Consider the following 24,664-nt stretch of genomic DNA (forward strand, 5'->3'; position numbering starts at 1 on the left):
TCTAAGATTAGGAGATCACTTGCAAGAGTCTTGGAAGTATCGCAACCGTGCTGTGTTATAATTCTAAAGTACTAACATTTCAAGTAGGACTTATAGATGTCAGTTTGACATATGAAATGTAAAACCAATCTGTTATTTTGAGGGTTCAGGCTACCAGTATCTAAACTAACATTCACACTAAAAGAAGTACAAGGAGGAAGGTATATCTATTAAAATAGTGAGGTATACCAAATTAGAAATGAACATTAAATTTAATAAAAAAGTAGTAGCATTCACGGCAGGATTAACGGTATTATCTTCACCATTAGTATCGTTTGCAGAGGAACAACAATTAGTAAACAATAAGCAACCTACAAACGTTCAGGAACAAAGTAAAACAACATCAGATGAACAGGCTTTAAAAAGTATTGAAGCTAGTTTTGAAGAGGTAGACGGACGTGGTGGAGGTACTGTCGACAATAAGAAAGTAGATAGTCTTCAACGTTCAGAAGGTATTCATGAAGAAACAGGTACACTAACTGTTCCTAACAATTCAAACAGAACAAAACGTAGTCTGTCTCCCATATCACCTAGCACCTCTAGTACAATAAATGGTGTTCCATTCACTGAATGGATTGTTCCAGCAGGTAACGATAATATTCGTCCTCAAAACTATATGAGTCCAAAATACATTACAATTCATGAGACTGATAATACAAGTGTAGGAGCAGGTGCTAGAAACCACGCCCAATACCTATATAACCAAGCAGTAGGCAACACAGACCGAGCTGCATCGTGGCATTTTACAGTAGACGATAAAGAGATTTATCAACACCTACCATTAAACGAGAACGGATGGCACGCAGGAGACGGTGATGGTCCAGGTAATAGAGAATCTATTGCAATTGAAATCGCAGTTAACAGTGACGGTAACTATAGTAAAGCGGTAGATAATGCTAAGAAACTTGTAGCTTATTTAATGAAAGAAACTGGTGTACCGTTAAATAACATTGTAAAACACCAAAAATGGAGTGGTAAAATCTGTCCTGCTAATATGATTAATAATGGACAATGGGATGCATTCGTAAATGGTGTTGGTGGGTATTATAATAATCTTTATCAACCAAAAGATGACATTACTGGAGGTTGGTATGAAGAAGCTATACGAGAGTTAAATAGAAGGGGTATTATGATAGGCGAAGGAAACGGAGTTTTCGCACCTAATAGAGCGATAACAAGAGCCGAATTTGCTCAATTAATCTCTAAATCTCTAAACCTGCCAGCTGGAGATGCTTCATTTAAAGACCTAAACGATGCAAACTCAACTTTACGAGATGGTATTAAACGTGCTGCAAGTGCAGGTATTATTCTAGGTAGAGGTGATGGTTATTTTGACCCAAACACACCCATTACAAGAGAAGAATCAGCAATTATTGTAAATAAGGCTTTACAGTATAAAGGTATATGGGGACCAGTTGTAAACCTACCATTCTCAGACAAAGACCAAATTAGCTATAAAGAAGACGTACAAAGATTGTATGGTCTAGGTATTGTAAAAGGTAAGGGTGACAATCAATACGACCCTAAAGGAACAACAACTCGTGGTGAAACAGCAACATTCATTCTAAATATGCTACAAGTAATTGAAAATGGTAGTGTTGAAAAGGTAATTGGAACGGCTCAAATTAATGGTATTGGGGTAAATGTTCGAAGCGGATCAGGTACAAACTATTCTATTGTTAGAAAGACAAGTAAAGGCGAAAAAGTTACAGTATATGAAGAAAAGAATGGTTGGCTAAGAATTGGAACAGGTCAGTGGATTTATTATGACTCTAGTTATATCGACTATAACAGATTATAAAAGACTAAATAGTTAAAAGAACAGGTCATATTTGGATATATAACCTAATCTCAGGTTGTGAAGAAGAATTTCTCCACAACCTGTTTTTGTGCCTGGCCCCCTCTTTACCTACCAATACTGATAAAAAGAAGAAAAGGAGAGATTCATTATGATGGGTGCATCGAAAAATCACCGTGATCAGCATGTATACAATTTAAAAACTAATATTTTTCTAATAATTAAGTAGGGATCACCGTACATGCCTATCCAACTCATATTTTGAAATACCTCAAAACGAAAAAATGGGCTTTTTTGTTACAAGTTAGCACAAAATTTCGTTCTGGGGGTAGTTGTATTTTCTTAGCTTGATAGTGATGTGGTGCTACCCCTATATGGACTAAATATCATAAAATGTTAATTTTCTTTTGCTTGCCTCTATATTCAATCGCCATCCAGCCATTTTTGGGTATGTTCGATAAAACGTTTTGTCGCTGGTAATGCGTGTTTAATTGAAGTAAGTGACAACCCAAGCGATCGTTTAGGTTTGTCTTCCAATTCCACAACCGTAACATTTTCGCATTGTCCTTGTAATGCGAGTTCAGACATGACACTGATTCCAAGCCCGTTCTCCACCATCGCGACAATCGCATGATCATCACCGGTTTCAAATTGGATATCGAGATGAACCCTAGCAGCTTGTAATACTTTCCTAACATCGTAACCACATGAAGAAGCAGGCATAATAAAAGGCTCTTTCTTGAGCTGATCGTACTGAATTATAGATTGTTTACTTAATGAGTGATTTTTAGGAAGGACACATAGCATTCGATCTTTTCTTAGTGGAATAGATTCTAGATGGCCAGACGACGGTAGTGACATAAAACCTAAGTCAATCACCCCTTGTTGAATCCACGTTTCAATCATTCCATAATCACCTTCCATTAATTTGATTTCAATTCGAGGATATTCCAAGTGAAATCGATGAATGATTGCAGGCAACCAGTGAATAGAAACGCTTGTAAAGGTTCCGATGCGCAAGGTTCCTGCCACTATCCCATTAATCTCTGCAACAGTTTGCTTCAATCGCTCATTATGATTTACTACTTCACGAACATGCGTTAAAACACGCTCACCATTTTCTGTTAATCGAACACCTGTTTTATTCCGGGATAACAGTTGAAAACCATACTCCAATTCAAGACTTCTAATCGCATGGCTGACACCTGACTGAGTCACATTCAGTGCTTTGGCCGCTCTTGATAAGTTCCCCATTTCAACCGTCTTCAGAAAGATTTCTAACTTAGTCAGACTCATCGATTCTCCTACTTTCTCATGTATGAATTTTGTTCAAGTATAACATTACATATATTCGTTTTACTAATACTTGAATCACAATTAAACTAAGTACATAAAAATTTTAAAGGAGAACTAAAAATGAAACCAATAAAGGCTAATCTTATGATCTTACTTGTTACAATGACCTGGGGTACTTCCTACCTTTTTATGAAAATCGGATTGGAAACTGTCCCTTCATTTTCTCTTGTTGCATTACGCTTTGGTATTGCTTTTTTGGTTTGTGCTGCTGTTTTTTTTAAACAATTTCGTTCAATTCATTTTGTCACCTTAAAATACGGCTTTATTCTAGGATTTTTACTTTTCGTTGTATCTGCTTCAGTCATCTTAGGTTTAAAAACGACATCAGCTTCAAATGCTGGTTTTCTAGCCAGTTTGACCGTAATCTTTATCCCTTTATTATCTATCGTTCTTTTTAAGGATCGACTGAGCTACAGACTAATCATTAGTTCCCTTGTGGCAATGACTGGAATTGGTTTACTGACTTTGAATAATCAATTAACACTTAATTCTGGAGATTTACTCTGTATACTCGCTGCTCTCTTTTATGCTTTTCATATTATTGTCACCGGAAGGGCGGCTAAAGTTGCCAATACATTGCAGCTTGGAATTCTTCAGTTGGGATTTGCAGGAGGGTTTGGCGTACTCTCTGCCTTGATTTTCGAAGAACCGCAACTTCCATCCACTAAAGAAAGTTGGATCGCTGTACTGGTATTAAGTATATTCTGCAGTGCTTTTGCCTACATCATTCAGGCGATGGCACAGAAATACACAACACCGACACATACAGGACTCATTTTTTCATTAGAACCTGTATTTTCTGCACTATTTGCATACCTGTTCATGAACGAAGTATTGTCACTCAAAGGGTATATCGGAGCATTACTTATTCTAAGCGGTGTTATACTTGCTGAGATAAAAGTAAAACGAAAATCTACATTATTGCTCTAAACCTAGTGGTTCTTAACATAACAGAATCGATAATTGCTGTCTCTGGTATATATATTATTAGGGCTTTATCAACATTGTTTACTAATATTTGATCAGGAAGTCTTGTAGATTGTTCAAATAAAAAATATCTCATAATAGTACTAGGTTTATTTTTTATGCGAGTCCCCTCACCATCAATTTAAGAATTAAAAAAAGAAGGGGATTATCCCCCTCCTTTTTACGCTTGCTCCGACTTTCGAAATTATTTAATATACCCACGATTCAACTTAGTTAACTTTTCATTGATGTTAAAAATTTTCACTCTAATATCTTTTACACCAGCTGCTTCAAGTCTGCTCTTGTGCATTTCCGCGTATTTTTCAGCATCTTGTTTTTCTTCAAATACATAAATGCCTCCAGCTTCTTTTGTTTCTTTATTCTCAGTCCATATTTTCCAGTGGAATCCTTCTTCTTCGTTAATACTATTTGCTAAATCCCAAAATCCTTTTTCCATTTCTTCACCAAAAGGACCCTCAAACGGAAAATCAACTTGTAATAAATATGCCATTTTCACTCACTCCTATTTTTAATATAAAATTCTTGCCATTCTTTTACTGATTATGATCCGAATGATCGTAATGTCTAAATTCGTAGTGCTATTATTATTCAAGCACTAATTTGAGAATCCCCCTATTTGTAAAATAATCACATAATGATAGTAACTTGAACGCATAAAGTGAAAATTTAATAGTTTTCGGTTATTTTTAAAAAATGTGATACAAACTTATCCCTAAACTAAGGACAAACAAAACAAGTGCAGGTATCGCTTTCTTAAAGGGATCTCTCGCTAATACAATTAGCGTTAATGCAGCTGCAAGCATCGTACCGCCTAATAACAATCCTGCCCATAAAGCTACTGTTGAAATCCAAATTCCTATCAACATTCCAATCGCTCCTACAATCTCAAAAGCTCCAGTTAAGAAATTAAAAAACGAAGGTAAACCAAATCGTTTGAACTCATCTGCCATTTTCCCGGATATAATTTTCGTTCCTGTCATTAAAAAGAACAGAAACAACACTACTTTTACAATATTGATGAAAATTAAAATAGTAATCACACCTTTCTTATTATTTGATAAAAACTCAGTATTGTTCAGATAATAGTCACTACCTTTATCCTATTTCCTGAGATTACCTGTATGGAAGTCGCTTCCATTTACATTACCCTTTTCCATATTAAAGGGCCGAAAATTACATGCTATAGCATATATAATGCGGAAATTTGACTGGTACTAGGCAAAAAAGTGAACCTGAATCAGATATGATACAAAATAAAGTTATCTTCCCATTCGTCCAAACGAAATTATATGCTGTAGCATATATAATACCTAAAACAAAGTTTGTTCCTTATGAATAGCATAGCATCAATAAGGAACAAATATTAATAGTGTGTATCATACAATTTGTTTAATAACGATTGTAATACTTTAATTTCTTCCTCGCTCAAATTACTCGTAACGAAATGGTGAGCGTCTTTCACTACAGGCAAGATTGTTTTCTTTAACTCGTCACCTTTTTGAGTTAAAAAAAGGTTATGTGAACGCCTATCTTGGTCATTCAAAGCCTTCTTTACAATCCCTTTTCTCTCCATTGACTGTATCATTCTAACAACAGTAGTTTGATCTTTATCAATAGCTTCCGCCAACTCTTTTTGAGTAGTGCTCCTTTGGCTACAAAGAACACTAATAATCCCCCACTGCTCTGGCGTAACTCCATACGGCTTTAATTTCTTCGTAAAATAATTGGTCATTTTCACATCAGTACGATGAACAAGATAGCCTATTAAATCATGTAAGTTCATATATCACCTCTATAAATTAAGATATAAAAGGATATAGCATACCAGTCAATCATTCACAATGAATGTATTTGTTTCACCATATATATGCTATGGCACATATAATAAAGTAGATTATTTTAATTGTCAAATGATTTACCTATTATTTTTCGAAAACAAAATCGCCCCCTTAGATTATAGAAGGAATGACTAATTTGACGTATTTCTCTGGCGATTTCTCCCCTGTCGTTTTATGATATGCTAATAACATTTGATAAAATATGGTATCTACAAATAGTCAAATACCTTTAAAGATACCTCGTCCAGTTCTTGCTGTTGCAAGATAAACAGCATATAATCAGTTAACCACCCTCATGAGCAACAAAAACATAAAAAAGACATTCCAAATACGGAATGCCTTCTTTCATTTTATAAACCCATCCACTTAAATCTATTTTACAACTATAACATTCAACACGCTGAAATCTTCTATTTAACGTAATCAATCAATTAACTAAAAAAATTGTTAATTGCACAATGCTCTTCTCACTTTTCTTGCAAAATTTAGTGGATCATCAACGTCTTCGATATTAACGTAAATCAAATTTGGATCATCACATAACCACTCATTGTGTATAGACGAAACGATTATTCCTTGTTTAATAATTGTCGCCACAAATTCAGTGACTTCTTTTTGTAAGAGTGCTACTCGGCCTAGGCATAATGCCCGTCCAGTTTTATTGTCTCGTGATTCGAATGAAAAAGAAGTGGTTACTCTAAAACGTTTTCCCAAGATTGTTGCTCGTATTTCATCCCTGTTTATTGTTGCCACGCATTTCCCACCGGCGAATCCTTCTTGTCCACCGATAATTCTTGCAAACTGTTGACAAATTGATTCCTCATTAACTGCCATACCTTTAATCATCCCCCCTTTTACTGTTAGATTATGAATGAATACATAGGTCTGAAACGGTAATGAATCTAATGTATTATAAAAAAATGATGACAATCTACCGAAAGCTATTAACTCAATTATTCTTGATCGTATGAATTGTTATCAGAGTTTAAATGGTGCGGAATTTTCATTTTATGTTTAATGGGCATCGGAGACTGAAAGCAAAACTCAGCTATTATACGGTAAGACATTTTTAAAAAGTATAAAAAAGACACCCTAAGGTGCCATCCTCCGACTTGAGAATCGTATCTATGTATGGAGAAATTTTGAAAAGACAAATACAAAAGAGAAGATTCTAACTATAATTTATAGAACTCTTATGCCATGAATTACTTACATATTTCCTTATTTACCAGAAGAAGAATCTCAGTTACATTATTTTCTGAACAGTCTCGTTAAAGCCATCCCAAGAAATCCAATGCCCATTCCTATTAGCCATCCAGTTTGGGCATTACCTAACATAGATCCCACTCCTCCACCAAGAAACATACAGCCAACGAATACTAATCCTCCAATTCCCCAATTTGGCCGTTCCATAATTCAATCACATCCTTTCAATAAAACATATGCGATTAGCTCCCTCAACTTTCTTCTATAGGATAGTTCATTATTTTGCTTAGGTTTAGCGGTTCAAGGAATTCATAAGATGTGAAGTTTAAGCCGTTTATATAGATTGTAGAAGTATGAAGATTTTCCACATTTCAAAATAGTAACGTATAAACATGAAAACACTATCGAAATAAAACCCCAGAAATCCAACGGTCTCTGGGGCTTCATTATATATTTAGCTCTTTTTGCTTTTTGTTTTGTTTATGTCTATACAGCAATTTTCGGCTTATTAGAGAAATCACTAATAAGGTCAGAATTAATAAGATAAGTTGCATAAATGATAAATCAAAATATTTAGCACCTGTAACGATTAAAAGTGTAGAAATCGTGCCTTTTACAACGAAAAAAATAATAACCCATAATCCGCCTTTTTTCCAGTTCATTTTATATTACCCTTTCCTACGTTTAAATTCTTAAAAGATTTAATGATAGTTCTTAAATGTGACAACTTAATAGAACTCTATTATATTAACAAAAAATTCATGTCTAATTAAATGCAACGATTCTATATTAAGTGAAAATGATATTCATTGTCAATTTTATTGACTATTTGAATACTTATTCTTAATCTCTTCCTACTTTGTTTCTTATTAACAATACACTTTTGTATTCAAACAAAAACACCTCCATTACATTTGCACACTTAGTATGCGAATGCAAGAGGTGTTTTTTCATATACCAACAGGTAAGATTTTCTGCTTTGTTTATTTCTAGATACGTAGCTATTTTTTAGTACACGATAACTGGATCATACGTGTTCAAACTATCATATACAGTTTTTGCAACATTAGGAAGAAGGTTCACACATCCACCTGATCCTCCTGTTAAATAAGCATTATTTCCCCAGTCTTTTCGCCAGCCGGCATCGTGGAATCCTTGACCACTATTTGTGAATGGAACCCAGTAATCTACTTTAACCGCATAATTAGCTTTTCCTACTGCGTTACCTCTTAGCGTATATGGTGTTCGTTTATAGAGGACGTACCACACACCTGGTGATGTATCTTCACCAGTACTATGTTTACCAGTTACTACATTTGTTGTAACAACTAATTTTCCATCTTTGTAAATCCAAATTTGTTGCTCTGCAATTGAAACTTCTGCATAAGTGTCTCCGATGCCATTATTCGATGTTGTTTTATAACCGATACCTTCCTTCTCCCAACCATTTCCGTGAATATTAGAAGCAGAAAGCGACTTTTCGCCTTTCTCAAAGGCTTGTTGAACTTGTTTAGTTTCTTTTTCAACATCTAGTGCCCAGCCGTATCCTTGTCCTTTTACTGATATGACTGAACCGGAATGCGTTTTAAATGAGAAATCTTTATTTAATGTTGATTTGGCATTATTAATTTCAGTAATTTTCTTCTTAATATCACTCGCATCAATTGTAACTTTCATATCCTTTGACATAGAGGCATTTTGAATTAAATCTTTCGCTTTTAAAGGATAAACTTCATCCTGCACTTTATACTCAACAGACTGCCCAAGAAGATTCTGTAGTGCTTTCTCCTCTTTTTTGACAATCGGATCGTCTTCTTTAATAGGTTTTATGTATGCAGACTTCAGATGAATTTCGCTTTTATATTTTTGCTTATCATAATCTTTCAGTAGACTAGTAACATCATACTGTTTCCCTTCCACACTTTTCGAAATAACAATTTTCCCTTGTTCTAGCTTCGCCATAGCATCTTGAGGCGCTTTTAATTTTTCATTCATAGAGATGAGCGTTTCTTCTACAAGTTTTTTCATCGTTTCGCTACGATACTGATCTGCCTTCTCTGGTAGCAATGAATAATTTTCTCCCTTTGAGGAAGGGAAAAATGTCCACTGACTTTTTAATAGTTTCTTAACTTGAGGCAAATCTTTTTCCGTAAGTTCCGTTTTTGTATCTTTTTCATCTAAAATTTGTTGTTGATCAACATAGACTTTGTTTGCTAGTCCAGATGCCTTTAATTTCTGTATTGCCTGATCAGCGCTCAGACCACCAACTTTTGTGTCATTAATTGTAACATTCGAATTGAAGTGAGTTGCCTGATAATAACTCATTCCCCCAATAAGAAGTGCAATTACACCAATACCCACTGCGATAAACTTCTAATTTGTATAACGTTTTTTTTGATCTTACTCGTTTTTGATCAATTTCTTCAACTGATTCATTTGTTGTATTGTTGTTCATCAATCTTTCCCCCGTATGCATTAACGTCAAACGATTTTCAACTAAAATCATAAACTAGTGTACCTTATTTTTCCTAAAATTTCATTATTTCCGACCACATTTTATCGCAATTTAATGATTAAATTTAGATTTTTTAATAGTACGATGCATTGAACAGTCACTTACAAGTCATAAAGTGAAATTTCAATCAACCGTTACACCAAGGAAATTAGCTAAACCTTCTTTGGAAAACTTTTTCTCTTTACGTAAAATACGAATTATATTATCCATTTTTATGAACATCACCCCCTAAGTTTGTCAAAAAAATAAACGATAGTCCTTCTATATTTTTGATAGAAGGACTATCGTTTTTTCAGTTAGAGTATTTGTATAATCGTTTAACTTTTTATTTCCTGAAGGTCAAACGTGATGAAGATGATAAAATTTCATCTCCAAGCCTTTAAATGAAAATATTATGTTTTTTATGGCAACCTAGTTTATTTTCTTAGCTTGATGACGATGGGATATCACCACATGTCCAGCAGCCTAAGATTAAGTAAGAGTCCGTTCAACTAGATTTTTTCTAATATTTTTAGGAGCATCTTATTTCAGCCTCGTTATATTACACTAATTGAATTTAAAACACATCCGTATGCTATTTAGTAAAATTTACGATTCGAGCCATAATTATTGCAGTAGCCAAGATAATAATAGCGGTTATCAAACCAGATTCTCCAATCCAAATCTCAGTTTGATCTCCTGTACTTGCACGTGCGAAAGGTCCTTGAATAATGGCATTCCAAGTAGTATGAATGATAACCGAAGGCCAAACGCTACCTGTGATAAGTCGTAAATAAGCTGTAATATAACTGAATGGCACAATACAAAAATAGATGCCAAGTACTGAAAGTAGGGCAGATGTTCCCTCTACATATAGACCAGCAATAACAATTGGAACATGCCACGTTGCCCAAATTAATCCGCTAATAAGAATGGGACGTGAAAACTTTGCATCGATTAGTCTTGTAAGCATATAACCTCGCCATCCTATTTCTTCCCCCATAACTGGGATTAAGTTAAGCAAGCTTCCTAAAACTCCGCTCAATACTACTATAAAAATGAAACTTAATGATATCGGTAGATACTGAAATCCAAGTATATTGTAAATAGGTTCTAGCATACCACCTTGCGGAGGCTGAAACCTCACAAGTCCGCTAAACCAGGCAATAGAATAAGTAATTCCACATATTATCATAGGTATTAACAGCGCAAAACCAATCCCCTTCCATATCTTTAAGTTACCGAGACTAAAAGATACATCTTTAAACCCTTCTTTCAATATTATGCGAGTCAAAATAGAAGAAAATGCTGGGGTAAACATATATACCACAATAAGTGGCATACTTTTAGTAATCATTACTAGTACATTTAGGATAATAGAAGTAATAGTTAAGATACTTAGAAAAAGTTGAAGTCCTATTTTAGCACGTTGGATTTTATCTTTATTGTGGAATGCTTCTCCGCGTAATAACATTGTAATCCGCCCTTCCCCTTTTATTCATTTGTTTATCAAAATTACTTCCTGTCATTTCAACAGCTACAACTTAGAATAAAGATATTTTGGCATACAGATTCATTCATCTTTACAATCCCTCCCAAATTCATAATCTAATCTTACTTGCGGCTCAACAATGTAATTATTATTTATAAGTTGTCATAACCGATAGTACAAAAGTGTAATGATTAATCTATGACCTGTGTCAATTAACCTTATGACAATATGTAACTAGAAAATATGATATGGAATAAATAACAATTGAATTAAGGCAATTGATTCGTGCAAGTACATGAATCAATTTTGCTTTTACAAATAATTCAATTGAGGTGGAAAAAAATGAATAAGAAAAGAATAATTGCAATGGTTAGTACAGCTTTATTAGTCACAGGATGTGTAGAAGTAGGAAACGCTCAAACGGTAGCAATCAAAAATTCAGGTCAATCAATCCAAAAAAATATAGTTAAATCAATACAATCACAGGCTAACCCATTAAAAACGATAGAGCCGTCAAAACCATTTGAAGATTTAAAACCACTTAAGAAAATGATTGGGAACACACAATATGTAGGATTAGGAGAGAATACCCATGGAAGCTCTGAAATTTTCACTATAAAATTTCGCCTTGTGAAATATTTGGTTACTGAGATGGGTTTTACAAATTTCGCACTGGAAGAAGATTGGGGAAACGGCTTAAAGCTAAATGAATATATCCAAACAGGAAAAGGAAACCCTAGGGAATTTTTAAAATTGTTATATCCTACTGATGAAATCATAGCCATGATTGAGTGGATGAAAGATTATAATGCTGATCCATCCAATAAAAAAAAGATCCAATTTATTGGACTCGACTTAAAAACGTTGGACCAAAGTAGCTTTAATAAAGTAATTGATTATGTAAGGGTGCATCGACCAGATTTGCTGACAGAAGTAGCAGAAAACTATAAAGAATTATCATCTTTTACCGGCAGTATACAAGAATATATGAAACTTACTCCTGAATTGAAAGAGAAGTTCAAAGCAAACGCTGAGAGAGTAGCCCGATTACTAAATGATGAGAACGAGCAAGCCAACGCAGAAATAATTCCATCCGAGTACATCTGGGCGAAAGCAACGGCAAGTGCAATAGAGAAATTTACCACAATGCTACTTCCTAACGACTATCCAAGTATAATAAAACTACATGAACAATACTTGGCCGATCATGCAATGTGGGCACAAGAGACATTTGGTGGTAAAACGATGGTATGGGCACACAATATTCATATAGCTAAAGGAATTATCGATGAGAAATTATACCCTTATGTTGCGGGGCAGTTTTTGAAGGAACGTTTAGACAATAATTATGTCACAATTGGTAGTACAACTACGGAGGGAAATTTCACCTTATACAGCGAATATGATCCTTCCACTGGAGGTAAGATTACAACAGACACTATTCCACAAGATGTAAAAAGTTTCAATTATACTCTCGGAAAAGTGCCATATAAAATGTTTTTATTGGATAACCGTCACCTTAAAGGACAAGCAGAGAAATGGGCTAAAGCAAAAAGACCATTACTAAGTATAGGGGGACAAATCATCCCGAACAGTTCGGTATACTTTGAAACTTCATTGCTTGAGCAATTTGATATTATTTTTCATATTCGAAAAACAAGTCCATCTCATATTAAATAAAAGTACAAAATAATCCCGTTCTTGCATATGCAAAAACGGGGTTGTTTTGTGGGGATTAATAAAGTGAAACTTTAATCAGCAGGTTTTTGTTCATCCCCCACTGATTATTAGCCTTCACCAATCGTGCGTTTACCGGCAGCCCGCCCCCCCACCTAACGCTGAATTTTGAGGTGGGAGTCTTACTGCCCAGTAAATAGCGGGATAAAAGCATCTTTTTTAAACAGAAGTAGGCTGCTCTCCCCTTTTTAATATCATTTAGAACTGTCATATGACACTTTTACACTAGTGAGACTGACAAAAAAAGCAGTATGATTCGGTTATTACATAGATAGGAGTGATGAACTTTATGAAATCAAGATTCATCCATAATGGTTATTTTTTATTGCTAACTTTCGGTACAGGATTTTTTTATTTTTGTTTTTACCTAATAGCTCTGCTATTTAGTTTAACGCTTTCATTTACTGTTGTTGGGATTCCATTAATTATACGCGTACTACAGACTACCACACCCTTTATCCAATTCGAGCGCATACAAACGAAAATTTATACAGATATTTCAACAGACTCTTACGATAGAAGTATAACAATGGATACATCGAACTGGGCTCAGGTGAAATTAGCGCTTACAGATCGTCGCACTTGGTGTGCTGTCTATTGGTTAATGCAGAAATTTGTGATTGGCATTTTCAGTCTCATTAGTGCAATCATTTTTTATGTAATGCCACTTATGTTCCTGTTGGCACCACTACTGTATCGATACATCGATATGAATATTATATTTATACAGATAGATACTTTTGCCAAGTCACTCTTTGTAATGTTTATGGGTATAGTATTTACCGCCATAAGTATTAGAATAGTAGATGGTTTGACAAAGAAAATTGGGGGCTATACACGTAGTATGATTCGGCAACTAAATCAATAGAAGTTTACAGTCTGTGAGTAGTATCACAGTTTTAAATTAAAAAGTATAATAAGGCAGGAAGGATTAAATTATAATATAGGAAGTAAAATGGTAGGCTATTTAGGGGGTAAAGGACTTGTTAGATATGGTTAAGTATTGGTTTTGGTATGATTGGATTATGTTAGGAGTACGCCTACTTGCTAGTGTGTCTATCATTCTAGCTACATTAAATTTTCAGGATGGTTTAACATTACCACTTTGGATTATTATTCTTTGGGAAATTATTGCCTTCTCAATTCCATGGGTAGCCTTACTATTCAATTATAAATATTATTTGTTCACAGAAATACTGCTATATGGTGGAATATGTATATATTTAACCTCATTATTTCCGGAAGCTTACAACACATTTCTTATATCGGTGTTTCTAATTGCTGCAAATAGTAAGCATTTGTCCTATTATTGGACAGCTCCAATAACAGTTTTTATAACAACTGGAATTTTCTATGCGATTGCGCCAAGTAATAGCTATTGGATTATGGTTACCTATTATGGATTCGCATATGTAATGGGCTTCGCTTTTCATTTATTAATCGTCAATCATAAGCAAAATGAATCAATTCGTAAACAAAACGCGGTACTTGAGCAATATATGTCTCAAATTGAACGCATCACACTGGCGGAAGAACGAAACAGACTGTCGAGTGAGCTTCATGATACAGTTGGTCACGCTTATACTTCTATTATTATGGGAATGGAAACGTTGCGCACCGAACTTGCTACTGAAATGGGTATACAGAGGCTAGATTCTCTGCTTGAAATGGGACGTAAAAGCATCGAGGACGTGAGAGGTTACCTACATCAAATGGAGTCTCCGTGTCAATCGCCTTCCTTAATTCAATCTCTCAAAAATCTTGGAGCCGAATTTCAGGAGCACGCTCAGGTTAATGTAAGTTTTCGGACATACGGAGAGGAATATGAATTGTCTCGGCAAACGAAGATAGCGTTCATTCGTTGCTTACAAGAGTCCCTTACGAATGCAGTACGTCATGGTCAGGGAACTGAAATTATAGTTTCATTGCAGTTTGAACAACAATATACGAGATTAGAAGTTCAAGATAATGGAAAAGGAAATGTAGAATGGCAGGAAGGCTTCGGTATGAATACGATGAAAGAACGAGCAATGAATTTGCAAGGTCAATTGTCTGTATATACAAAGCCAGATGAAGGAATGCTTGTTACATGTACCATACCGCGACAAACTGAAATAAAAGATGGACTTATTCGTTTGTTAATTGTAGACGACCAGCCGTTTGTTCGGGAAAGTTTGAGGACACTACTCGATAGATATGAAGATTTAAATGTAGTCGGTTTGGCCGAGGATGGCAATGAAGCCATCGATTTGTGTGGGCGCCTTCAACCTCATGTTATACTTATGGATTTAGATATGCAACACATGGATGGAGTCGAAGCAACCAAAAAGATTAAGCAACAATGGCCACATATCCGCATATTGATTTTTACAACTTTTCAGGATACCGAACAGGCGTTGGAATCGCTTCGCAACGGTGCGGATGGTTTTTTACTCAAATCTATTGAAACATTGGAGCTAGCTAATACGATCCGACTTATTCACAAAGGTGGGACACTGATTGATCAGGGAATGTCTCACAAAATATTTGAGAAGTTTGATGCGCCAAAAGAGACACCACAATCAAAAGCAACCGCTTATGAGCTAACAGCTAGGGAGATAGAAATATTGCAGCTAGTAGCAAAGGGACTCCGATACACTACCATAGCATCAAGGTTATATTTATCGAATGGTACGGTCAGAAATTATGCTTCCACAGCTTATACAAAGCTAGGAGTCCGTAACAAAGAAGAAGCTGTTCAAAAGGCTCTAGAAATTGGAATTATTGAATAAGAAAAATGTTTTTTGTTTCTCTACAGCAAGATGAAATGTAGTTACAAAATACACAGAGGATAAATTTAATTGGATATCATTTTCTATATTAGAAATTAGACATCTTTATTATTGCTATAGGGAAGGCTGTTTCAGGTCTTTTCACATGAAGATTCCTCTAAGCCAAATGCCCCCTCCCTAATACACTTGTTGCCTCTGAAAATAACTATTTAAAAATATGGTTGCTAATTTCATTTCAATCTTCCTTGCACCCAAGTGGCAATATTATTTATAACATACTCTGGGATATTAGCAGGCTATAATATTCATTCGATTGACTTAATTCTCCATCTCCTTCTGTAAAGAAGTGATTTCACTTTCGATACAGTCGATAATTAATGTTATCTCTCTCTTAATTGTTTTTTCCAAAAAGGATTATCTATCATTCTTTATGAATAACATCATTACATTGATCTTTTTTCGAGAGTACAATTCCTTTATATAATTGAACTGTAATCAAGTAATAAATCGAGTAAATTACTACAAAAATAACAAGTGGTAAGCAAATACGAGAGTACGGATCGATTAAAATAGGACTAAACATGTTCATACCAAATAATATATGAGTAATCCCGTCAATTGCTGGGAATAAAAACATGAAGTATAACTCTTTATAGATTGAGTTTGTTAATAATTCTCGGCGGACAACAATTTTACGAAACGTTTGATAACGTGCCACATCTTTTGATGCTCCCGACAGAACTTTAAACATTAAGCAACTTGCCATCGTTGCTAAAAATGCAACTCCAACGAAGAACCCCATAAACATTAGTCCGCTAGCAAAATCATGACTCACAATATTGTGACTAAAAACCGGGAAAATAATAATAACTAGTTACTATTATTATTTATTTGTCACTTTTAAAGCATCTAACACTATCTTGGTTGCTTCTGCAATAAGCTTATCATCGTATTTAGCATCCTCTTTATCATGATTAGAAAGTATCGCAAGAACAATTGGTTTTTTATTTGGTGGCCAAATAATTGCGATATCATTTCTGGTTCCATAAGATCCCGAGCCAGTCTTATCAGCTACTTCCCATCCTCCTGGAACTCCGGCACGAATTAAGTTGTCTCCGGTAGTATTCCTTTTCATCCAATCTATTAATAAATCCCGTTTCTCAGTTGAAAGTACATCTCCTAGCGTAAAAGCCTGAAGACTAGTAGCTAATGCCTTTGGGGTACTAGTATCACGTACGTCTCCTGGAAGCACTTCGTTTAATTCTGGTTCAAAACGTTCAGGATTTGTAACGGTGTCTCCTACTTCTCTTAGTGATTTTTTGAATTCACTAGGTCCACCTAATTGTTTAAGAATAAGATTTTGTGCAGTATTATCACTATATCGAAGAGAAGCATCTGCAAGCTCTTTCAGGGTCATACCACTATCAACATACTTTTCTGTAATTGGATTGTAATTAACAAGATCTTCACGGGTATACAAAACTCTTTGATTTAGATCTTCTATTGATTTCTTTTGTAAAAGTACTCCCACAGCTAAAGCTTTGTGAGTAGATGCGTATGCAAACCGTTCATCTGATTGATAAGTAACGGTTTGATTCGTATCAGTGTCCAATGCATAAATACCGAGTTTAGCATCAAATTCTTTTTCAAGTTTAACAAAAGAATCATTACCAGTAATTTCTTGTTTGATTGGATTTGTTTGTTTCGTTTGTTTAGGTAATTCAGATTGAGTATTACCATCAGAACAGCCTATAAGCGTTGCACATGAAAGAAATACTACAGGTACCATCTTTTTGTAATGTAAAATGTTAAAAAACTTGTTTAAGACTATCATACATTTTCAACCTCTTTCAAGAATATATGTTTTTTTAGGTGTTATACATATCGATACAATTAAAGAGTGTATCGGATATCACTCTCTTGCATCTCACTTTTCATAAAATGAGTGAACTATCATGAACCCCTGTTTTATACGTATACTTAATAGACAACCTAAATAACAAGTTTGTTCCATTTTTATCAGTAGTCGTATCTAGAAACCTAAAAAAGTCCATTTAGAAAATCTAAATGGACTTTTTCACTCATATAATCCTATCTATAGTTAAACGAATAAGATTAAATAAATTTAATTTTTCTTATTTTATCTAATAAACTGTTTAGGCATTTCTTTAACGTGCTCATCATCATCACGCCAATCATAGGTTTCTTTCTGTGAAATATCTAAAGTTTGATCTCCAATTCTAACAATATTCTTATTTACCCATTCAATATATGGATCGGTATCTGGATAATTCCAATATATATTTTTCTCTGAATCTGTATCAAGGTTAACTAATTCACCCCTAACAGCATCCGCACTTAATGATCCTGCATTATGAAAATAAGTCTTGATGAGATATTTTCCATCTGGAGATTCCACTGTTCGAATTAATTCCCCTTTTGGAACACCTTGCAAACTAAAAAGTTTCCAATATCCAAATCCAATTATAATTACTAACATAGTAAGTATAGTTAGTAATACTTTTCTTTTCGTTTTTTTAATTTCACCTTTTGTATTTATAATACTCATTCAACTCCATTCCATAGAACCAATACCATATTATACCATCAAATAAATGGGATAATATATCAAAAATAAAAATCCTCCCGTAATAGTATTATAAAAAGGGCATGTGATGATCTCCCTATTTATAAAGTGAAACTTTAATCCCCCTCACCAATCGGGCTACCCGTCAATGCGGGATAAACATGACAATTCCCCTTTAAGAAAAATATAAAAAATCAGACAGTATACTTGAATTGCTCTTCGCAAGAGAATATACTAATAAAGCAGGCTATGACGTTCCTTCCTTCTAACTTCTTTGGCGAAATAGGGATGTTACTTTCCTGCTAAACACATAGGCTATGACAATTCTTCCTTCTTTGTAGAAATTTCAAATTGTTTTAGAGTTGTCAATTTCCTATGAAAATAATTAAACCATAAAACCTCTTTCTTCTTTGGGATTGAATAAACTTTAGTTTATCAACCATTGATGTAGAGGTTTTCTTTTCTTCATTAACAAATTACCACTTAACAACTAAATGTTATACCCCTAATTTTTCACTAAAAAATAGCTTTATACCCTCTGTGCATTTTTCTACAATTAGTGTGTTTATACATATAAAAATAAAAATCTACCACTGAAAGGAGGACAGTCGGACTATTCCCCTCTTTTATAAGGAGTGAATAATCGGCGTTCTCATGAAAAATTCTATTTATATAAGAAGAAGTTTGAAAGTAATTATAAAAAGAGAAGAAAATAAACTACCGAACATGTATTTAGCCACTGTTTTAAAAAACTTGGAAAGTTTAGGATTTACTTTTTCTGAGCCTTTAATAGAAGAGTTGCAAACACTTTCGGTTGATGCATTCACATCGTTTTACAAAGAGTTGGTAAAACATTTAAAAGAAATGGTTGGTGCACATATTCAGTTTACTCCTATGTATCCAAACTTTCCGCAACAAATGATGGATTTAAGTGACGCTGATTTATACATCAATGCCGTTATTCATTATGTGACGTTGCGCCTGCCTATATCAAAAGTTGAAGAACGACTTCCTCTTTTAGATAGCGTTGATTTGAAAGTTATTGACTTAGGAAGTGAAGAAGATTTCAATCAAATGATTTCTCAATTGATTCGTGCAAACAGCTCTATTTCCTCAACTGATAAGACAGATGTAGAATGGGCTATTACACACACTGAAGATGTTTCCTGTTTTCTACCTAATGTAATTCCTCATAAGGAAAATATGTCTTTTATAATTGGGGTTTTATTAATAAACAGAAAAATATCAGCCGATGCTGCTGCAAAGTATTTTAAAACGGCAACTGATGTTCTTCGCCTTGCAGTTGCTTTATCTGAAGGCGATGTGAGTTTAGCATCCTCCGTTCGATTCAAGAAGTTTAACCGAGCAGAAAGACGCTTCCTTTTAGGATTGTTAGAGCAATGCGGAAACATTACAGAAGATATGCTTCGATACAAAAAACGTTGGATTCGTTTAGGTGAAATTCTTCATCCAGCAGAATATCATACTCGTTTCCCAAAAACCAACCGAGCATTTGAGATGCTTCGCAACAACATTAAAGTTGAAACATTTAATGGAAAAATAGAAGCAGCTTTGTTGAATCGTGATATCATGACAGCAAAAAATCTTTTAAAAACTCGCCCGGGGGAATTTGCCAGACGTTTGGATCATTTAATCCGTTTATGTAGTAATAAGTCAACAGATGTTTTCAATATTCTCGAAGATTTTCTAAGTATAATAGGAAACGTTTCTACTCCTGTATTACTTCAACTCACGGCTCATTTTAAGCATCGAAATGATAAAAATGAATTTCGTACATTTTTTCCAAAGGGAAATGTAGCAAAAGCTATAGGTATTGAAAATACACTTCCATTTATCTCAGAGGATATTTGTTTAATGATTGTAAAAATGTGTGAAGATACTTTAAAAAATCGCTTCGCAGAACTTCCAAGTCTCGGAAAAGTATTTTTGGATGAACAGTTAAAAAATCACTTAGTTCCCTTCTCTCAACGTTCAGCCAGCAAAGCGCTTCGTACATTATCTCGAGGGAGTAAAGTAGATTTGCCAGAAGGAGATACGATTCGTTTTTTCCTATGGTGGAAAGAAGGCTATGTGAATGGACAACATACAGGACGCGTTGACATTGATTTATCTGCTGCAATGTACGACGAAGATTGGCAATACAAAGAACATGTCTCCTTCACGAACTTACGTTCAAAAAAATTTCAAAGCCTACCATAGCGGAGATATTACTTCTGCACCAAAGGGGGCATCTGAATTCATTGATTTCGATATTCCGTCTGTGCTGAAATATGGTGGACGCTATGTAGTCATGACTTTGCTTTCTTACACAGATCAACCATATAAAGATTTACCAGAATGCTTTACTGGTTGGATGGTTCGTCAATATCCTGGTTCAGGTGAAATATTTGAACCTTCTACTGTTCAAGATAAAGTGGATATTACTGCCGACACCCAAATCTCTATTCCAGTTATTTTAGACTTAAAGGAACGAAAATTGATTTGGACAGATTTGTCTCTTACAAGAGATCTAACATATGATAATACCATCGAGGCTAATCAAAAAGGTATGATACTAGTTGGAAAGGCTTTAACTAATTTAGTTAAACCGAATTTATATGACTTGTTCCGATTACATATTGAAGCTAGAGGTGAACTCGTTCAAGACATCGAAGAAGCAGAAACTATTTTCTCTTTGAATAAAGGGATTACTCCTTTCGATATCGAAAAAATAATATCTGATTTTATCGCTGACCCAAAAGGCTAACTACATTACAAACATTGATAATGTGTGGAAAATATCGATGTATAATGTCTATGTGAAACAGGACCTGATAGATGCATATCAGGTCCTGTTTTTTATTTAGTAGATACTAAATAGTCTGGTTAATCACTATTCATCTAAATACACTATACTAATAAAGTGAAATTTATTCGAAAGAAGTTCATTAGTTAATACGTAACTAATTAAGAAACACTCATATACCAGCCCAAACATCTTTTCCGTATCGCCCTTCATCTTGCACACGATCCAACCAATTTCTTGCTTCTTGTTCACTTACTTCATGAATTTCTTGATATGCTTGACAAAGGGTATCTTCTACATCCGGAGCCATTTTACTTCCATCACCACATATATAAAGATGAGCTCCATTATCTAATAACGAAATTAAATTGATTCTATCTTGTTTTATCAAATGCTGTACATATGTTTTTGGATGTCCCTCTAAACGAGAAAAAGCTGTGTGTAAAGAGATTAATCCATCTCTTTCATCATTTTCTAGTTCTGTACGATAAAGATAATCTTTTTCAGGATGACGACAACCAAAATATAGATGCGCTTGTCCTAAGTTCATACCTTTTTGCTTTTGAACACGACGCGCTTGCAAGAATCCACGGAATGGTGCAATTCCAGTACCTGGCCCCACCATAATAATTGGTGTTTCTGGATCTTTAGGTAATTCAAAGTTTGATTGCGGCGTTCGAATGAAACAGATAATCTCATCTTTATTATGACGCTGAGCTAAGTAATTAGAAGCGACTCCTTCATATGTCCCTTCCCCACTCCATGCAGGCGCATTAACAACACCGACCGTAATGCTCAGACGATTGTGTGCAACGAGTGGAGAGCTTGAAATAGAATAGTAACGCGGTTTGAGCGCAGGAAGAAGTTCTAAAAAGCGTTCAAATCGGATTTCACAAGCCTCATACTTTTCAAGAAGGTCCAACATTGAAATCCGTTTCTTTAGTATTTGTTCATGGTAAACTCCTTCTTCTAATAATGCTTCCAATTCTTTTTTATGAGGAGGACATGCTGTGAACGTTACCATTTCTCGTATTTGTGCTCGAGTGGCTGCTTCTTGAACTTCAACACTATAACTAAGAAGGTCCAATAAACTAACAGGACTGTCTAAAGGTATGTGATTTATACTTCGTCCACTTGCACTCAGTATAACTTGATCCTTCCCATTTAATCCAAAACGTTTTAAAATTCGGTTGATATTTTTCTCGCTATTAACTGGCAACACTCCAAGGTGGTCTCCTTCTTTATATGTAGCACCTTCTGGCAAGGATACCTCGATATGTCGTGTACTTCTATCACTGCTGGATGATTGGAGTTCACGATTTTCTAGTATAGATGCATACACTGCTTCATATGTTCGTGCAAGAGGAGATCCTCCAAGACGACTAACAAATTGCAGACTCAAAGTACTGCGCTCTTTTTCCATATTTTTGTTTAGTTCCAATCCAAATGCCTTCATCGCATCAGACCACATGCTTTGTTTCCATTGCTCGAGCTGTTCCTCGAAATCACCACTTGCATCTGCTTCTCCGCGTTTAGAAAATCTTGTTGCTCCTTTTTGAGCCATCTGCTCATCAATGTATCTTGGAATCCGTTGGTAGGTACTAGCCCAATTATGATCTCCACAACCAAAAACTGCGTATTGAACACCTTTTAGCTCATCTGGTTTTAATTCCTCCAACCATTGCACAAACTGCCCTGCATTACTTGGCGGTTTTCCATTATAAGAAGAAGTCACAATAAGTACCGCTCCTTCTTTTGGCAAACTTCCAATTCGATCGTTAAGAGCTACCACTTCCGTTCGAACTCCTTCTAAACTAGCTGTATCTGCTAATTCTCTTGCAATACCTTCTGCTACACCTGTATCCGAGCCATACAGAACAAGAAGTGAAAGATTATCGGCCCCAATAATAGAAGGTGGCTTCTGAACGTGCTGCTTAATTTCATCGTTTTTCAGCTTTTCCTCTGTAGGTGCAAGAACAGCAGGATGACTAATAGTTTGTTTTCGGGGTAGAATCCTAATCTTAAAATCACCGGGCTTTAGCGTTAATGTTTGTTTTACGTCCAGCTGATAGTTTTGATAATCGATTAATTCAAAATGTTGAAGAAGCATTCCCATTACAAGAGTGGCTTCATGAAGTGCAAATTGCATACCGATACATGCTCTCTGGCCATTTCCAAATGGCTTATAAGCATGATGAGGAACCTTATCCAGCTCTTCAAATCGTTCAGGTTGGAATTCTTCCACATTGTCTCCCCATGCATCTTTATCCCTATGTAGCTGTGGAATAAGAACAGAAATACGATCTTCTCCTTTCTTAATTGGGTATTTCCCACCAATCACTGTATCTTCTTTTGCATAGAGACTGAATGCTGGAGCAGTAGGCCATAGACGTAGTGATTCATTTAAAATCATCCGGATATACTTCAGTTTCATAACTTGTTCGTATATTGGAGTAGGATCTGTCAAAACACGGTCTACTTCTTCATAGGCTTTTTTCAATTTATCCGGATTCTTTAATAAAAAGTAAATTGCAAAAGATAACAATCCACTTGTTGTCTCATGTCCAGCTATTAAAAAGGTAATAATTTGGAAACGAATATTTTCATCATCTAATTTTTCACCAGTTTCCGGATCTGGCACATTTAACATACGGGAAAGTAAATCATTTTCTTCCTGATCTCCACTACTTTTACGTTCAGCAATAATATTATCTACTAAAGAAAACATAGATTGAATATCATGCTGAAATTGACGTTTCGTTCTCCACATGAGTTTATCTTCTATATCCAGCCTCTGTAATTGGTGCATCGCCTCATCTAGAGCACGGGTCATGCTAGTAATAAAAGGATGAGGTGTCTCACGATAAAAGCTATTGAATCGGTAATTAAAACCACATAGACCAATTGTATCTAACGTAAGACGAGTCATATCCTCCGGAACATCTACGTTTTCATTCGGATTAAGCCGTGCCCATTTTTGAACGAGTTGTACAGCAATATCGACCATCATGGCATGGTAATCTTTCATTGCCCGTTGGCTAAATGTAGGCATCAAAATATTATGAGCTTTTTTCCAGTTAGGCTCGTGAGTCTCGCTAGTAAATAATCCGTCCCCAGCAAAGGCACGAACTTTTGCTAAAGCACCCTCTATACTTTTATCGAAACGTGTTTCGTCACAAACTTCTGCTACCAATTCATGTCCAGAAACGACAATGATGGTATCACTTAAAGTTTGAATTTGAAAAATGGGACCATACTCTTCCGCTATCTTGATAAAGGATAGGGTCGGTTTATCTTTATCGATTAATGGGAGATTACCCAGCGGTCCATATGTTTTCGGCTGAGGAATAGCAGATACTTTTTTTTCCATTAAAAACACCCTTTCAAAAAAGCATGAAATAAAGATATGTAATTGATTACCTTATTTTATCTTTTCCCTAACTATTCATGATTATGATATTACGTATAAGCTTGGCAATTAGATTTATAACTTGTAGAAAAATACTAAATTAAAATGAAGCGAATAAATATAGTTGGACCCTTTTAATGTTGG

At 35.0% G+C, this 24,664-nt stretch carries 17 protein-coding genes and 4 pseudogenes; 7 read left to right on the top strand and 14 right to left on the bottom strand.

The features are described 5' to 3' along the window. The first annotated feature begins 238 nt into the window (after nucleotides 1-238). Complete coding sequence (locus V6946_RS16335; protein WP_086385057.1) at nucleotides 239-1,840, top strand: S-layer homology domain-containing protein; 1,602 nt, start codon at nucleotides 239-241, stop codon at nucleotides 1,838-1,840. Nucleotides 1,841-2,260: 420 nt separating this feature from the next. On the opposite strand, the gene V6946_RS16340 is transcribed toward V6946_RS16335, so the two are convergent. After that, nucleotides 2,261-3,133 carry a LysR family transcriptional regulator gene (locus V6946_RS16340; RefSeq protein WP_006922746.1) on the bottom strand — a complete coding sequence of 291 codons (873 nt, stop codon included), beginning with the start codon at nucleotides 3,131-3,133 and terminating at the stop codon, nucleotides 2,261-2,263. Between the two features lie 120 nt (nucleotides 3,134-3,253). On the opposite strand from V6946_RS16340, the gene V6946_RS16345 reads away from it, so the two are divergent. Then, entirely contained in the window at nucleotides 3,254-4,123 is an 870-nt protein-coding gene (locus V6946_RS16345) for a DMT family transporter (protein WP_000802594.1), read from the top strand. Then, nucleotides 4,105-4,275 (top strand): annotated as a pseudogene (locus V6946_RS16350) (MFS transporter); the annotation flags it as partial. The gene V6946_RS16345 and the pseudogene V6946_RS16350, both read left to right, overlap by 19 nt. An 89-nt stretch (nucleotides 4,276-4,364) precedes the next feature. On the opposite strand, the gene V6946_RS16355 reads toward V6946_RS16350, so the two are convergent. The 8 genes and pseudogenes from V6946_RS16355 to V6946_RS16390 all read right to left on the bottom strand — a co-directional run bounded on the left by V6946_RS16355 (nucleotide 4,365) and on the right by V6946_RS16390 (nucleotide 11,192). Then, nucleotides 4,365-4,670, bottom strand: a complete 306-nt coding sequence (locus tag V6946_RS16355) for a monooxygenase (RefSeq protein ID WP_006922748.1) — start codon at nucleotides 4,668-4,670, stop codon at nucleotides 4,365-4,367. 196 nt (nucleotides 4,671-4,866) lie between these two features. Continuing rightward, the gene (locus V6946_RS16360; protein ID WP_033685496.1) at nucleotides 4,867-5,217 is read right to left on the bottom strand and encodes a DoxX family protein; all 351 of its coding nucleotides are present in this window, start codon (nucleotides 5,215-5,217) and stop codon (nucleotides 4,867-4,869) included. Between the two features lie 326 nt (nucleotides 5,218-5,543). Continuing rightward, nucleotides 5,544-5,963 (bottom strand): MarR family winged helix-turn-helix transcriptional regulator, encoded by a 420-nt coding sequence (locus tag V6946_RS16365; protein ID WP_006922752.1) that lies wholly within the window; start codon nucleotides 5,961-5,963, stop codon nucleotides 5,544-5,546. 502 nt (nucleotides 5,964-6,465) lie between these two features. Beyond that, nucleotides 6,466-6,852: a DUF1259 domain-containing protein gene (locus V6946_RS16370; RefSeq protein WP_002204749.1), complete on the bottom strand. Its 387-nt coding sequence runs from the start codon at nucleotides 6,850-6,852 to the stop codon at nucleotides 6,466-6,468. 417 nt (nucleotides 6,853-7,269) lie between these two features. Next, nucleotides 7,270-7,431: a hypothetical protein gene (locus V6946_RS16375; RefSeq protein ID WP_000441009.1), complete on the bottom strand. Its 162-nt coding sequence runs from the start codon at nucleotides 7,429-7,431 to the stop codon at nucleotides 7,270-7,272. Between the two features lie 239 nt (nucleotides 7,432-7,670). Further along, nucleotides 7,671-7,886: a hypothetical protein gene (locus tag V6946_RS16380; protein ID WP_001104104.1), complete on the bottom strand. Its 216-nt coding sequence runs from the start codon at nucleotides 7,884-7,886 to the stop codon at nucleotides 7,671-7,673. Nucleotides 7,887-8,232: 346 nt separating this feature from the next. Beyond that, nucleotides 8,233-9,679, bottom strand: a pseudogene (locus V6946_RS16385) (L,D-transpeptidase family protein). Nucleotides 9,680-10,313: 634 nt separating this feature from the next. Next, nucleotides 10,314-11,192: a CPBP family intramembrane glutamic endopeptidase gene (locus V6946_RS16390; RefSeq protein WP_006922764.1), complete on the bottom strand. Its 879-nt coding sequence runs from the start codon at nucleotides 11,190-11,192 to the stop codon at nucleotides 10,314-10,316. A 360-nt stretch (nucleotides 11,193-11,552) separates the two neighbouring features. Between V6946_RS16390 and V6946_RS16395 the strand changes: the two genes are divergently transcribed. The 3 genes from V6946_RS16395 (at nucleotide 11,553) to V6946_RS16405 (ending at nucleotide 15,718) form a co-directional block, all read left to right on the top strand. Next, nucleotides 11,553-12,890 (top strand): erythromycin esterase family protein, encoded by a 1,338-nt coding sequence (locus V6946_RS16395; RefSeq protein WP_406622074.1) that lies wholly within the window; start codon nucleotides 11,553-11,555, stop codon nucleotides 12,888-12,890. Between the two features lie 346 nt (nucleotides 12,891-13,236). Continuing rightward, entirely contained in the window at nucleotides 13,237-13,815 is a 579-nt protein-coding gene (locus V6946_RS16400) for a sensor domain-containing protein (RefSeq protein WP_006922767.1), read from the top strand. 115 nt (nucleotides 13,816-13,930) lie between these two features. Continuing rightward, nucleotides 13,931-15,718 carry a hybrid sensor histidine kinase/response regulator transcription factor gene (locus V6946_RS16405; protein WP_006922769.1) on the top strand — a complete coding sequence of 596 codons (1,788 nt, stop codon included), beginning with the start codon at nucleotides 13,931-13,933 and terminating at the stop codon, nucleotides 15,716-15,718. A 230-nt stretch (nucleotides 15,719-15,948) separates the two neighbouring features. Here V6946_RS16405 and V6946_RS16410 read toward each other — a convergent pair. The 4 genes and pseudogenes from V6946_RS16410 to V6946_RS16425 form a co-directional block, all read right to left on the bottom strand. Beyond that, nucleotides 15,949-16,140: pseudogene (locus V6946_RS16410) on the bottom strand (hydrolase); the annotation flags it as partial. Then, nucleotides 16,140-16,520 (bottom strand): hypothetical protein, encoded by a 381-nt coding sequence (locus V6946_RS16415; RefSeq protein WP_006922771.1) that lies wholly within the window; start codon nucleotides 16,518-16,520, stop codon nucleotides 16,140-16,142. The gene V6946_RS16415 and the pseudogene V6946_RS16410, both read right to left, overlap by 1 nt. Before the next feature lie 81 nt (nucleotides 16,521-16,601). Further along, nucleotides 16,602-17,552, bottom strand: a complete 951-nt coding sequence (gene bla / locus V6946_RS16420) for a class A beta-lactamase (protein WP_000636454.1) — start codon at nucleotides 17,550-17,552, stop codon at nucleotides 16,602-16,604. A 306-nt stretch (nucleotides 17,553-17,858) separates the two neighbouring features. Next, nucleotides 17,859-18,287 (bottom strand): DUF5412 domain-containing protein, encoded by a 429-nt coding sequence (locus V6946_RS16425; protein WP_000022539.1) that lies wholly within the window; start codon nucleotides 18,285-18,287, stop codon nucleotides 17,859-17,861. 672 nt (nucleotides 18,288-18,959) lie between these two features. On the opposite strand from V6946_RS16425, the pseudogene V6946_RS16430 reads away from it, so the two are divergent. Then, nucleotides 18,960-21,072 (top strand): annotated as a pseudogene (locus tag V6946_RS16430) (TerD family protein). 211 nt (nucleotides 21,073-21,283) lie between these two features. Here the strand turns inward: V6946_RS16430 and cypD are convergent. Next, complete coding sequence (gene cypD, locus V6946_RS16435; RefSeq protein WP_006922775.1) at nucleotides 21,284-24,481, bottom strand: bifunctional P-450/NADPH--P450 reductase; 3,198 nt, start codon at nucleotides 24,479-24,481, stop codon at nucleotides 21,284-21,286. Nucleotides 24,482-24,664: the final 183 nt, after the last annotated feature.

The sequence above is a fragment of the Bacillus sp. PPSBB_2 genome (assembly GCF_045291115.1).
Taxonomy (GTDB): Bacteria; Bacillota; Bacilli; order Bacillales; family Bacillaceae_G; genus Bacillus_A; species Bacillus_A cereus.

What these genes read in the sequence shown, in the direction of transcription:
- V6946_RS16425 (WP_000022539.1), bottom strand. Translation starts at nt 18,287, where the DNA reads ATGAGTATTATAAATACAAAAGGTGAAATTAAAAAAACGAAAAGAAAA.
- cypD (WP_006922775.1), bottom strand. Translation starts at nt 24,481, where the DNA reads ATGGAAAAAAAAGTATCTGCTATTCCTCAGCCGAAAACATATGGACCG.
- V6946_RS16355 (WP_006922748.1), bottom strand. Translation starts at nt 4,670, where the DNA reads ATGGCATATTTATTACAAGTTGATTTTCCGTTTGAGGGTCCTTTTGGT.
- V6946_RS16390 (WP_006922764.1), bottom strand. Translation starts at nt 11,192, where the DNA reads ATGTTATTACGCGGAGAAGCATTCCACAATAAAGATAAAATCCAACGT.
- V6946_RS16400 (WP_006922767.1), top strand. Translation starts at nt 13,237, where the DNA reads ATGAAATCAAGATTCATCCATAATGGTTATTTTTTATTGCTAACTTTC.
- V6946_RS16345 (WP_000802594.1), top strand. Translation starts at nt 3,254, where the DNA reads ATGAAACCAATAAAGGCTAATCTTATGATCTTACTTGTTACAATGACC.
- bla (WP_000636454.1), bottom strand. Translation starts at nt 17,552, where the DNA reads ATGATAGTCTTAAACAAGTTTTTTAACATTTTACATTACAAAAAGATG.
- V6946_RS16365 (WP_006922752.1), bottom strand. Translation starts at nt 5,963, where the DNA reads ATGAACTTACATGATTTAATAGGCTATCTTGTTCATCGTACTGATGTG.
- V6946_RS16415 (WP_006922771.1), bottom strand. Translation starts at nt 16,520, where the DNA reads ATGGGGTTCTTCGTTGGAGTTGCATTTTTAGCAACGATGGCAAGTTGC.
- V6946_RS16395 (WP_406622074.1), top strand. Translation starts at nt 11,553, where the DNA reads ATGAATAAGAAAAGAATAATTGCAATGGTTAGTACAGCTTTATTAGTC.
- V6946_RS16375 (WP_000441009.1), bottom strand. Translation starts at nt 7,431, where the DNA reads ATGGAACGGCCAAATTGGGGAATTGGAGGATTAGTATTCGTTGGCTGT.
- V6946_RS16370 (WP_002204749.1), bottom strand. Translation starts at nt 6,852, where the DNA reads ATGGCAGTTAATGAGGAATCAATTTGTCAACAGTTTGCAAGAATTATC.
- V6946_RS16340 (WP_006922746.1), bottom strand. Translation starts at nt 3,133, where the DNA reads ATGAGTCTGACTAAGTTAGAAATCTTTCTGAAGACGGTTGAAATGGGG.
- V6946_RS16335 (WP_086385057.1), top strand. Translation starts at nt 239, where the DNA reads ATGAACATTAAATTTAATAAAAAAGTAGTAGCATTCACGGCAGGATTA.
- V6946_RS16380 (WP_001104104.1), bottom strand. Translation starts at nt 7,886, where the DNA reads ATGAACTGGAAAAAAGGCGGATTATGGGTTATTATTTTTTTCGTTGTA.